Raw genomic sequence first — 12,397 nt, 5'->3', positions numbered from 1 at the left:
ACCTCTCTCTTTTTGTCCTGTCTCTTTAATCGCTAAAGAGGTGGTTTATTTAGTTACCGTGTGCTTTCATTAATTGCGCTGGAGTATGGCAAGTTGCGCAGCTTTCAGAGGCACGGGTTTGAACATCAGCTGAACTGGTACCATCTAAGATACCGCCGTTAGCTTCAATGTGAGACTTAGCCGCATCAGACAGATACTTCTGGTGACAGCTTAAACATGCTCCCGCATCTGAAGATACCCAAACACCCGCTTTATCATAGGTTGTTGAGTTTGGATAAATCCATGTGCGCTCAGGAGCGCGGCCAAGTTCAATACCTGTGACGACACCGCTTTTTTCGACGTGGCAAGTTGCACAATCGCTCTTAAGAACAGTGCCTGATTGAACGCCAGCATATTTCAGGTAGTGACCTTCTGCTTCATGGGCTTTCCAAGCAAAGCTGGTTGCTTGATCAAACTTACCTGAATTTCGAACCGTCTCTTTAAGCGCCTTGTCTGGGGTATGACAAGTCTGGCAGTTCACGCCGTTATCGTAATGCAGAACTTGCTGATTGTGACAGCCTTGACAATTTGAAGTGTCAACAATAGGACGACGGCTAGCTGGAGACGCTGCGCTATCTACACCATTGTCTTTCCAGACAAAGTGGTAAGGGGCTTCTTTCACTGGCACTTTACGTACGGTATCGTCTGCACAATTAGTTAGAATTACCTCGGCAACACCGTAACCACCATTATTGAAACACACTTCTAATGCTGACCAGAGTTCAAAGGTTTTACCGTTAACATCCGCTGGCAGATTGAACTTAGTGCCAGTTATGGAATAGGTTTTGGTTGCTTCATTGTAGGTGCCTTCGCTCAGCGCGATACGACGGTTGCTGTAGGAGGCATCTGCATAGCTTGGGTAATCTTTATCAGAATCCCATGCCACAACTACACGTGAACTTTGGTTTACAAATGTTTTATCGATAGCGTTGCCATCTTTATCAACGACTTGAACATCAAAGGTAATCTTACCTGTGTCATTCACACCCACATTGCTGAACTTGATGCCCATTGCTTGAGTATCAGAATAGGCTTTCAGTACGTCACCATGGCGCTTAGCCGCGCTGCCAGTACCGCCGTAAGGCTCGGTGGCATTGTGGCAAGACATACAATTAGTGCTGCTGTGGTGAGAAGATGGTTTTTCGGTGTGACAACCAATACAAGCTTGATTGCTTAAATCGGCTTTGAATAGGTCGGCATTCGCAGGCGCTCCCGCACCTTCAACGTGACATGCTGAACAGTCCGCGGCAGGTTTTAATGGGAAAGTTACTTTGCCGTAGTCGTGTAATGCACCACGGTAATCAATAATCTTGTAAGGTGCTGGAACTTCAGCGCCTGTCTCATCGAAGGTATGACGCTCAGCTCCTTTGTGGATAGCATGGATCATATAACTAAATTCTATGCTATTGCCTGATTCTGAGTCGCCAGAAGTTGCAGTATGGCAAGAGGCACAGTTTTCAAGATCAATACGACGACCACCATGCAGCTTTAAGCTTTCTGGTTGGTGACAGGTGTAACAGGCTTGAATAGAAACGACATTGCGAGTTTGGATGCCTTCAGTTTTACCAGTCGAAGGTTGCCAATCAAAATGCGCATTTGCTGCAAGTTGTGGTAGCTTAAGCTCCATTGTGGCGCGTTGAGTCGCGTCGGCACTGTAAGTGACTGTGAGTGGCTCAGTTACATTGGCAATGTTGGCCTGATAGGTGTAGCTATAGCTACCGTCACCGTGGTCAACTAAGCATGTGTCGCATTTACTTGCCGCTTCAACGTTAGCTTTATATTGAGTAGAAGGTTTAAGGTTATCGACGCCCGATGGAATAGCACCAGGTTCAGTTTTGGCATTGATATAGGCTTGCCATTGATAGCCGCGATCCGCTGGTTTAGCTGGATCGTCCGTTGCTTCAGTCACATGGGTGAGCTGAGCAATACCGAATCGTAAATCGTGATCTTTCGTTAAGCCGAGTACGGCCACACCATTGGCATTTTCCAATGTAAAATCAACGGTGACTTTACCAGCATCAACAGTGGCATTTGTGAATTTCGCTTTTAACGTTGAGGTTGAGTCGATATTAACACCAACAACGCCTGGTTTACCGTCTTCACCATCTTTACCATCACTGCCACCACAACCAGTGAGAAGAAGTGAAAGTAAACCGGCACCCAACATCGCTTTTGTTGCGGTATTGAAATTGAACCGTTTCATCATGATATTTCCCTGCAATAGTTTTAATCATCATTAAGCGCTTAGCAAATAAGAATAAATCTCATTAACCGCATTTAATGTGTGGAATTAGATCCCACCTGTAAGGCTAACTAAGTCATTGGTATTTATCAGTCACTTTAAGCGGGTAATGTGATTGAGATCTGACTATTTCTTTAGGGGTAGATGACTGCATAGTATGAGTTCCTTTTATATTTGCAGTTGCAGGCCTTTTCGGCCTGCATCATAGGGTTATTTAATAGGGTGCACTTTTAAAACGTCGGCGACAGCGCCTTGTCCGTGGCAGAAAGCACAGGTTTCAGTGCCCGCGGTGGCATCTGCTTTTGTTCCCGCAAATACTGCACCTTGCTGCATCATATGGTTGTGTGTGGCATCACTTGAGTGACAGTTACTGCACACCGCAGCTATTGGGCTGGTAAAGGTACCGTTGTTCAGTGCAAGTGGTTGAACCGCCGCGTTTAAGGGGAGGGCAACCGTTGAAACTCCTGCAGCATCTTTGATATGGCATTGAGCACAATTACCGATTTTGCCTGGGTAGTTGAGGTCTTCAAAACCGGCAAATTGGCTGGTATGGATCCCATGGATTAACTGCTTAAAGTCAAAGGAGGTAATGGAGGGATTTACCGCTGTGGCATCGGCCTGCATATTCGGGTTGTGGCAAAGCTGGCATTGGCCCGCTAAATCATTACGGGCGCCATGAATATTCAGTTGTTGATCGCCGTGGCAGCTAGCACAGTTGGCATTGCTAATGACTTCGCGTCTGCCGGTGGTACTTAAGGCTGACATATCAAAGTAACTATGGCTTGCCTTGATAACCAGAACTTCGGCAAGTTCAGTGCTGCAATCCACTAATACTTTATCTTTGGCGCAAACTCGGCCTTGAATCGCTAAGCCGCCATGGTCCGCTTCAGTTCCTGCCGGAACCGTGAGACCCGAAATGGTATAAGTGTAAGTGCCGTTGTTGCCAGAGACTGGTGTGGACTCGGGGAGACGAATAGAGCGCGCGGAGCGGGTACTGTAATCGAAACTAGTTCCCCAGTTAGCATAGACCCTTAGATCGCTGATAAATTTGAGCTTATCTGCGCTATCACTGTATACAGTACCGGTGGATGGATTGCTCAGCGTCACGGCAACTGTCACTGTGCCATTGGCATCCATACTTGCGCTACTGATGCTAGGACTAAACTGGGCTAACGCGGCTGTTTGACCTTCATTACCGTGTACGCTGGCGGTCCAATCGGCATTATGGCAGGCAACGCAATTGCTGTTATCTGCTTGCGCAGGATGGCCTTGGCCCGCAGGGAAGTTAATTTGGGTATGGCAGGCACCACAGGCTTCCATGGTGGGGACTCTATGCCAGTTTTGAGCTTCGGCTAAATCAGGATTATCAACGTGGCAAGTCTGGCAATTACTGATGGATTGAGGGAAACCCGCTAAGTGCTTGCTGTGGATCATTTGCGGGAAAATATCCGCAGGATCACTGACTTTTTTACTGTTATGACAAGTTACGCAGGTTTCAACTTGGTTGTAACGGCCACCATGGAACGCCAAATTACTGTGACAGCTATTACAGGTTTCAATAGTGATTAAGTTACGGCTGTAGGCTAGGGTATTACCCGAGGTTTGCCAATCGTAGTGTTGATTGGTAATGGGGAGCGCAGTGCCATCGGCTAATGCATCTCCGCCGAGTTTAATGACGACTCGTTGGGTCGCATCGTTAAGGAAGCTCACACCATTCATGCCGTTAAATGTGGCACTGAAACGATAGCTGTAATGGCCGTTTTTATAGTCGACAAATGTGCCTGGGCAAGAAGCGGCGCACGTTTCAGAGGTGAAATGTTGCCACTCACTGCTATTGCCCGCACCTGTCGCGCCCTGAGGCAGTAATTGCGCCGCAATGAAGGTGGCCGAGGGAATACCGACTACGGCTTCATCGTCTTGGTTACTCACCTGATAATCGACTTGGGCGATGCCGTCGGTCACGGCGACTTTATCGACCATGATGTTTAGGCTAGTGATCGTCATCGCCGGTGGTTTACCAGGCTCGCCAGGATCGCCATCGTTACCATCGCTACCACCGCAGGCGGTCAGAAGGGTGGTTAAGGCCAGCAACAGACTGAGTTGTGTGCTAAATCTTGCAAACTTGTTCATATTTCTATCCTTGGAATACGCTGTCAGTGCCTAAGTTACATTTGGTAGCTTAAGGTCAAACCTAAGTAATGAGCATTGTAGTCGTGGCTGATATCGCCAAAACTGAGCACGTTGGGGACAGTGTCCCAAGTGGTGTTTTGGTTTTGCCAGTTTGCATCTTGATATTTCTCGAACAACCAATCGAAGCGTAACGACATACTGTCGGCCAGCTTATATTTGGCGTAGGCGTTAATATTGTGCTTGCGACTGTAATAGTCACCGTAGGGACTGTTAATACCGTAGGTGACTTCGGTATCACTTTGACCATCGGAGTAGCTGTAGTCCAAACCAAGATCTAAGCGATTATCCAGCAGATTTTGATATGCGAGGCCTGCACCAATCAGGGTCGATTTTTCTTCCGATGTGCTATACCAATCCGGCGTTGAGAAACGATTGCTTCCCGCTTGGTCTGAATCGCGCCAGTCTTGGTTGAGATAAGCATTAAAACTTAGGTTGTCGCTAATCAGATACTGTGCTGATACGTCGTAGCCGAGGTAAGACACTTGGGTGAGTCCGACTAATGTGTGGTCATAGTCATCGTCGATGCTGTGTAAACTCGCCCCTACAGACAGACCTATATCACTTTGATAATCCGTGTGTAGGGTGACTTTTTGACGTTTTCTGTCCGCGAGGTAGGATTTACGCAACCAAGGATTACTCGGACTTTGGGTGCTGGTCACAGGATTGTATTCACTGCCATTGCGGTCTAATGCTTCTCCTTTTAACCAAGCTGACCAAGCGGGCGAATAACGGTAGCTGAGTTTGGCAAACAGTCCCGATTCGTCAACGGATTGCCTGTCTAGTTCAGAATAGATAACTTCATCACGACTATATCCCGCCTCAGCATAGGCTGAAGGCGTTAGACGGTATTTACCTTTAAGGTCGAATTGTTTGCTGCGTTTATCGTAGAGGCGATTTTGTTCTGTGCCTTGATGAAAGCTGTCGGTCACGACCTGTGGGAAATCCAGTTGAGCTGTTTTGTTTTCCCTGTCTTGATAGTTATAACTGGCTTGAACACTCAAATCCTGTGTGATGCGTCCTGAATACTTAAGCACCATATCTAGGATGTCCACTTGGGCATCCAGATTATCAGTTGGCAGTACAGGGGAGGGGCCATTAATGGTCGCGGGAAGAAAAGCCTCATCCTGCGACATTTTGCTGATACCCGCGTGCATAAGGATGTTATGGCCATTTTGGCCACCACTGGCCTCGGCTGCGATCCGATAGGCCTTGTTATCTGGGTCGACAGCATTTTGTCCAAAGTAGGCCGCACCAAATGTGGGCGTATAGGCCGATTGCCATAGTAGTGCCTGATGATCATTCTTGTATTGGCTTATCTGGCTGTTTATGCCCGCTTGCCAGCCTGCGCCGCCAAAATAGACTCTGGCATCGATTTCATCTGTGCTGTCATCGATTGGCTGCGCCAACATCACACTGTTAGTGAGAATATTTGCGCTGGTTTTTTTCGTGCCACTGCGGTTTTCATGCTGATAGTTTACCGAGGCTTTGTAGCGGCTGCTCGATGAGATATGGCCTGCATAGTAACCGCCGAGGTTGAATCTATCCCGCGTAATGCTTAAGTCCTGTTCGATTAAACTCGATTGCAGTAATGGCATGGATTGGGTCGTTGCTCCCTCTACCCAATTATCAGGCAATAGCATCTTATCGTTATCGGTGAGATAAGGGCTCTTTAGCTGATTGTATTGATAATTGGCGAGACCTTTATAACCCAATTGGATTTGATAGTGTCCGGGTTGGCCTGTGGTGAGCTTGGCTGAACCTGTGTCAAATCCCAATTTATCGGCTTCTAGCCGGGTTTGGTAACCACTCTCTGCCTGATATTGCATATCGGCGCCCACGGCACCGACCATGCCATCTTTATCCGTGCCAGTGCGATTACCAAAACGGCTATCTTCACCGTCATTGTAGGCGAGGGTGGCGCTGACGTTGCCTTGGCGCCCTGTTTTGGGCTGGCATTGCTTACAGCTCCATGCCTCACTTTTTACGCCACTGCGATTTGCTTTTTGGATTTCATACCCTTCAGCATGGGCTGTGCTGAGTACGCCACTAATCGCCCAAGCCAGTAATGTGAGTGAGAAACAAGCTTTAGGAGTCGATATGTTCATTATTTGCATGATCATTCCCTTGTTATCTCTGGAGCAACTTGCCGGATGGATGGTTTGAACCATGCACTTGTCCATGGCAATTCATACAGGAATTACCCGAGGTGAAGGCATTGGTTTGATTACCAAAGTAAGCATTACTGCTGTGGCCATCGGAGGCGTGGCACTGTTGGCATAACTGTGGCGGTTTGCTGATAAGCATGGATTCGTTGACGCTGCCGTGGGGGTTATGGCAGTTCGCGCAATTATCGGTGACTGGCGCATGTTCCCACAATTTGGGGCCGCGTTTTTCGGCGTGGCAGCTGTAACAGTTTTCGTTGACGCTCATTTGCTTCAGACTGGCATCATTTAAACTGCCATGGGGATTGTGGCAATCGCTACAGACCATTTGTTGCCATTGCAATGGATGGGATGAGCGTTTGTGCATATCCGCTTTTTGCTGGGTATGGCATTGGGTACAAATCGCCACTTCGTTGGCTTTGTCGCTGATAGGGTCTTTTGCTACGTGTACTTGGTGGCAGCTACTACAGGGGATATCTGCATTGTCATGGTGATTGCCTTTCCACGCGATGCGTTGATCGTCGTTATGGCAACTCATGCAGACACTGTTTTGTTTTTGCGCGGGAACGGGGGAATTCTGGCCGAAGGTGATCATCGGCTCTTTGCCACCCTTGTTATGATTACCGAGTGGGCCGTGGCAAGCCTCACACTGTAAGTCGGCCATGGGGGAATCGTTGACATTAGGATTACCATGTACACCATCAAAAATGGCCATCACAGTGGCACTTTTCTTATGGCACATCAGGCAAGTGTCAGCCCCTTTGGCCGAGTACTTACCTTCGGCAAATTTTTTGTCCAAAGTCGCGACGACCTCCTCGGGCGGCTTGTCATCCCAAGGTGTCGCTAACGTTGAAAGGCTGAGTATCGATAACATCACAACAAGCATAACCTGAGTTATGCTTTTGAACTTTAACCCAATATCCATGTTCATCTATTCCCGAGTGCGTTTTATTTGTTATTTTTCAAGCTTTCGACATCACTAATTTAGCTGATTAATACTAGAACAAATTTGCGACAATCGCGTAACATTTTTATGGTCATTGACAGTAAAGAAGGATGATTTTGTTAGTGATAAATAACAAAGTGTGATCTTGTTCTCACTTTGGTTTGTGGGGCACTCGTTTACAGCTCATTGACTTTTACTCTAACTTGCGAAGAGTGATGAGCCTTTATGGGGATTTTTATTTTTGGTCAGGCGTTTATTCATTGAGATTTTTGTCACATAATACTCAACACAATTGAAAACTATTATCGTTACCAGTCATAAAGCTTGATCTAGGTAAAGTTATTAGAGCCATCGCTCAGTTACAATGGGCGCAGTTTTTCAAGCTGAAGCTGTTACAAGGTGAAATAGGTAATGAAGTTAAGCGAACTCAGTCCCGGTGACCGTGGCATTATTTCTGAAATCGGGCGTTTAGATCTGCCGCAGACAGTGAAGCGTAAATTATTATCCATGGGCATCACCCCAAATACACGATTTTCGTTGATCCGCAGAGCGCCAATGGGCTCTGGTTTAGAGTTGGATATTCGTGGCAGTAAGCTTTGTATGCGCAGAGACCTGGCAGACATCATAGAGGTGGAAAAGGCGAATGACTAAGCAGTTTCATTGCGTCACTGTTGGTAACCCAAACGCGGGAAAATCAACACTCTTTAACGCGCTAACCGGCGCGAATCAGCAAGTGGGCAACTGGTCCGGTGTGACCGTTGAGAAAAAAACCGGTCATTTTACCCTTAATGGCGCCGACGTTTACTTAACCGACTTACCCGGTATTTACGATTTACTCCCCGCGGGTAATAGTTGTGATTGTTCCCTCGATGAGCAGATTGCTCAGCAATACCTCGCCGAACAACGTGTCGATGGCATCATCAACTTAGTCGATGCGACCAATATCGAGCGCCACCTCTATCTGACGGCACAACTACGTGAGCTGTCGATCCCTATGGTGGTGGTATTGAATAAAATCGATGCGGCGATTAAGCGTGGGATCCGTGTCGATTTAAAGAAAATGAGCCAAGAGTTAGGTTGCCCTGTCATTGGCGTGTGCTCTCGCGATCCCGCCGATGTGGCTAAAGTGCAAGCGCAGGTTTTGGACTTACTCCAAGGCCGCGTATCCGAAGCGCCTCTGCTACTCGATTACGACGAGCAAATTGAAGCGGGCGTGCAACTCCTTTGCAGTAAAGACCCCAACTTAAGCCGTGGCCGCGCTTTAGCGATGCTGGGTAACGGTTCTGGTTGTGGCAGCTGCAAAAATGCCGAGCTACAGGATGAAGTCAGCACTTGCACCGAGCAAATTGCACAGCAAGGGCATGACATCGAAGTGATGGTCGCTACGACGCGTTTTAACTTTGTTGAGCGTGTGTTCCAAGGTTCCGTTAAGACCGATGGTTTCCTCACGCTGAGCGATAAACTCGATAAATTAGTCTTACATCCCGTGCTTGGCATTCCGGTGTTCTTATTTGTCATGTATCTGATGTTTATGTTCAGCATTAACATCGGTAGTGCGTTTATCGATTTCTTCGACGTGTTTGTCGGGGCATTACTGGTCGATCATTTTGGTGCATTCCTTGGCAATATGGGCGCGCCAGCATGGTTGGTGACGATTCTCGCGGGTGGTGTCGGTCAAGGTATTCAAACCGTTTCTACTTTTATTCCGGTTATCGCAGCGCTATTTCTCGGTTTATCTATCCTTGAAAGCTCAGGCTATATGGCCCGCGCGGCCTTCGTGGTGGATGGCTTAATGCGCCGTATAGGCCTACCGGGTAAAGCGTTCGTGCCTATGATTGTTGGCTTTGGTTGTTCGGTGCCAGCGATTATGGCAACACGTACTTTAGGCAGTGAGCGTGAGCGTATCGTGACAGGTATGATGGCGCCTTTTATGTCCTGCGGTGCACGTTTACCTGTGTATGCGTTATTTGCGGCGGCGTTCTTCCCTGACTCTGGTCAAAACCTGGTGTTTTTACTGTACGTGATTGGGATTTTTGCGGCGATTGGTACAGGGTTATTACTGCGTAGCACCTTATTACCAGGCACAAGCAGTGCGGTGGTGATGGAGCTGCCAAGCTATGAAATGCCTAAATTTAAAGCCGTGATGGTGCGTACTGGTAAGCGGACGAAGAGCTTTATTCTTGGTGCGGGTAAAACCATCGTCCTTGTGGTAACTCTGCTTAACTTTATCAATGCGATTGGGGTCGACGGTACTTTTGGCCATGAAGATAGCCAAGCCTCACTTTTGAGTGTGGCAAGCCAAAAAGTGACACCCATCTTTGCACCAATGGGGATTGAGCAAGATAACTGGCCAGCGACTGTGGGTATTATCACGGGTATTTTCGCTAAAGAAGCGGTCGTCGGTACGCTGAATAGCTTATATACCAATGTTGCCCATGAAGATGCAGAATTAACGCCATTAGCGGATAGTTTCAGCGAAGCACTAGCGACTATCCCTGCAAACTTGTTCGGTTTAGATTTGGAAGATCCGCTTAAGCTATCTGTGGGTGATGTGTCCAGCACCGACGTTGCCGCAGAGGCGCAAGGTGTAGCAACGTCAACCTTTAGTGCGTTACAGTCAGGCTTTACCACTACGGTGGCTGCGTTCTCTTATCTGCTGTTTATCTTACTCTATACGCCGTGTGTTGCTGCTATGGGTGCCTTGGTACATGAGTTTGGCAGCCGCTGGGCAACCTTTGCGGCAACTTGGACATTCTCACTGGCCTACGGCAGTGCGACCATTGCTTACCAAGCGGCGACCTTTAGCGCGCATCCGGTGCAATCGAGTCTGTGGATTGGTTTCTTCCTCGTTGCTCTTGTGGTGTTCTATCTGTGGCTTAAACGTAAAGGGCGCAGAACCCAACAGATCATCCCTGGCATTAGGATTATTACCGAGTAATCGTAGAGTAATAAATGTCAGCTTAGTGATGACAAAGGTAAAAGCAGCTTTCATGGCTGCTTTTATTGTTTTACTATCCATGCCATAAACCATAGTTTTTTATACTGGGCATTGTAACTGGCCGAGATCTGTAGGATCATGCGGGTTTTGTTAAAATTGCCATTGTTCGCAAAGAGGAATTCCATGAGTCATGTGGACACTGAAGTACGTCCGAGTAACTTTATCCGTAATATCATTGATGAGGACCTGAAAAGCGGTAAGCACACTCGTGTGCAGACGCGTTTTCCTCCCGAGCCAAATGGTTATCTGCATATAGGTCATGCTAAGTCCATCTGTTTGAACTTCGGCATTGCGCGCGATTACCAAGGCCTATGTAATTTACGTTTTGATGATACCAATCCTGAAAAAGAAGACATCGATTATGTGAATTCGATTCAGGCGGATGTGCGTTGGTTGGGGTTCCAATGGGATGGTGAAGTCCGTTATTCCTCTAACTATTTCGACCAATTACATCAATATGCGGTTGAGTTAATCAACAAAGGCTTAGCCTATGTGTGTTTCCTCAATGCCGATGAAACCCGTGAATACCGTGGCACCTTAAAAGAGCCGGGCAAAAACAGCCCGTATCGCGATACTCCTGTTGAAGAAAACCTGCAATTATTCGAAAAAATGCGTAAGGGTGAATTCAAAGAAGGTGAGTGTGCATTGCGTGCCAAAATCGATATGGCATCGCCTTTCATGTGTATGCGCGATCCGGTGATTTACCGTATTCGTTTCGCTCACCATCATCAAACGGGTGACAAGTGGTGCATTTACCCAATGTACGACTTCACTCACTGTATTTCGGATGCGCTGGAGCACATTACTCACTCGTTATGTACGCTTGAGTTCCAAGACAACCGCCGTCTTTACGATTGGGTTCTCGACAATTTAGATGATTTCCAAGCGCCGAACCGTACTCGTCAGTACGAGTTTTCTCGCTTAAATCTTGAATATACGCTGATGTCTAAGCGTAAATTAAATGACTTAGTGACGCGTAAGTTAGTTTCTGGATGGGATGACCCACGTATGCCAACGATTGCTGGCCTGCGTCGTCGTGGTTATACCCCAGCATCTATCCGCGAGTTTTGCCAACGTATTGGTATCACTAAGCAAGAAAACATGATTGAAGCCGCGATGCTCGATGCCTGCATCCGTGAAGAACTCAACGAACATGCGCCACGTGCGATGGCCGTACTGCGGCCATTAAAAGTCGTGATTGAGAACTACCCAGAAGGTCAAATCGAGACGATTCAAGCGGCTTCTCACCCAAGTGATGAAAGCATGGGCACACGTGAACTCGCCTTTGGCCGTGAACTGTATATCGATGTGGCGGACTTCAGAGAAGAAGCCAATAAGCAATACAAACGTCTGGTGATGGGTAAAGAAGTGCGTCTGCGTAACGCTTATGTGATTAAGGCTGAGCGTTGTGACAAAGACAGCGACGGCAATATCACCACGGTTTACTGTAGCTACGATGCAGATACCTTGGGTAAAAACCCTGCCGATGGTCGCAAGGTGAAAGGCGTAATCCATTGGGTTGAAGCGACTACGGCTAAACCTGCTGAATTCCGTTTATACCAACGCTTGTTCACGGATCCAAATCCTGCTGCAGCAGAGACCGTGGATGAAGTGCTTAACCCTAACTCACTTGAAGTGGTGAATGGTTTAGTTGAAGCCAGTCTTGTGAATGCGCCAGCGGAAAAAGCATATCAGTTTGAGCGTGAAGGTTATTTCTGTGCTGACAATAAAGACTCATCAGCCGAGCATTTAGTCTTTAACCTAACGGTTGCACTGCGTGACTCGTTTGAATAGCAGGTCGCTAGCCGCGATAATCTCTG

At 47.5% G+C, this 12,397-nt stretch carries 7 protein-coding genes; 3 read left to right on the top strand and 4 right to left on the bottom strand.

The window, feature by feature from the left end:
* Nucleotides 1–49: 49 nt before the first annotated feature.
* From SHEWMR4_RS13195 to SHEWMR4_RS13180, 4 genes are all read right to left on the bottom strand, one after another.
* On the bottom strand, nt 50–2,245 hold the full coding sequence (locus tag SHEWMR4_RS13195) for an OmcA/MtrC family decaheme c-type cytochrome (protein ID WP_011623261.1): 2,196 nt from the start codon (nt 2,243–2,245) through the stop codon (nt 50–52).
* Between the two features lie 246 nt (nt 2,246–2,491).
* Nucleotides 2,492–4,411 carry an OmcA/MtrC family decaheme c-type cytochrome gene (locus SHEWMR4_RS13190; RefSeq protein ID WP_011623260.1) on the bottom strand — a complete coding sequence of 640 codons (1,920 nt, stop codon included), beginning with the start codon at nt 4,409–4,411 and terminating at the stop codon, nt 2,492–2,494.
* A 35-nt stretch (nt 4,412–4,446) separates the two neighbouring features.
* Complete coding sequence (locus tag SHEWMR4_RS13185; RefSeq protein ID WP_011623259.1) at nt 4,447–6,585, bottom strand: MtrB/PioB family decaheme-associated outer membrane protein; 2,139 nt, start codon at nt 6,583–6,585, stop codon at nt 4,447–4,449.
* Between the two features lie 13 nt (nt 6,586–6,598).
* Nucleotides 6,599–7,564, bottom strand: coding sequence for a DmsE family decaheme c-type cytochrome (locus SHEWMR4_RS13180; RefSeq protein ID WP_011623258.1), 966 nt, complete (start codon nt 7,562–7,564; stop codon nt 6,599–6,601).
* Nucleotides 7,565–7,990: 426 nt separating this feature from the next.
* Between SHEWMR4_RS13180 and SHEWMR4_RS13175 the strand changes: the two genes are divergently transcribed.
* From SHEWMR4_RS13175 to glnS, 3 genes are all read left to right on the top strand, one after another.
* On the top strand, nt 7,991–8,230 hold the full coding sequence (locus SHEWMR4_RS13175) for a FeoA family protein (RefSeq protein ID WP_011623257.1): 240 nt from the start codon (nt 7,991–7,993) through the stop codon (nt 8,228–8,230).
* On the top strand, nt 8,223–10,517 hold the full coding sequence (gene feoB / locus SHEWMR4_RS13170) for a Fe(2+) transporter permease subunit FeoB (protein ID WP_011623256.1): 2,295 nt from the start codon (nt 8,223–8,225) through the stop codon (nt 10,515–10,517). Before SHEWMR4_RS13175 ends, feoB begins: the two co-directional genes overlap by 8 nt.
* A gap of 183 nt (nt 10,518–10,700) precedes the next feature.
* A complete protein-coding gene (gene glnS / locus SHEWMR4_RS13165) occupies nt 10,701–12,371 on the top strand; it encodes a glutamine--tRNA ligase (protein ID WP_011623255.1) in 1,671 nt (556 codons plus the stop codon).
* The last annotated feature ends 26 nt before the right edge of the window (nt 12,372–12,397 follow it).

The organism is Shewanella sp. MR-4, from assembly GCF_000014685.1.
In the GTDB taxonomy this organism is placed as follows: Bacteria; Pseudomonadota; Gammaproteobacteria; order Enterobacterales; family Shewanellaceae; genus Shewanella.
The sequence above is the reverse complement of the archived record's forward strand: the minus strand, read 5'-3'. Positions and strand labels throughout refer to the sequence as shown.

Coding starts and splice junctions, on each gene's coding strand:
- glnS (WP_011623255.1), top strand. CDS start 10,701: ATGAGTCATGTGGACACTGAAGTACGTCCGAGTAACTTTATCCGTAAT.
- SHEWMR4_RS13195 (WP_011623261.1), bottom strand. CDS start 2,245: ATGATGAAACGGTTCAATTTCAATACCGCAACAAAAGCGATGTTGGGT.
- SHEWMR4_RS13180 (WP_011623258.1), bottom strand. CDS start 7,564: ATGAACATGGATATTGGGTTAAAGTTCAAAAGCATAACTCAGGTTATG.
- SHEWMR4_RS13175 (WP_011623257.1), top strand. CDS start 7,991: ATGAAGTTAAGCGAACTCAGTCCCGGTGACCGTGGCATTATTTCTGAA.
- SHEWMR4_RS13190 (WP_011623260.1), bottom strand. CDS start 4,411: ATGAACAAGTTTGCAAGATTTAGCACACAACTCAGTCTGTTGCTGGCC.
- feoB (WP_011623256.1), top strand. CDS start 8,223: ATGACTAAGCAGTTTCATTGCGTCACTGTTGGTAACCCAAACGCGGGA.
- SHEWMR4_RS13185 (WP_011623259.1), bottom strand. CDS start 6,585: ATGCAAATAATGAACATATCGACTCCTAAAGCTTGTTTCTCACTCACA.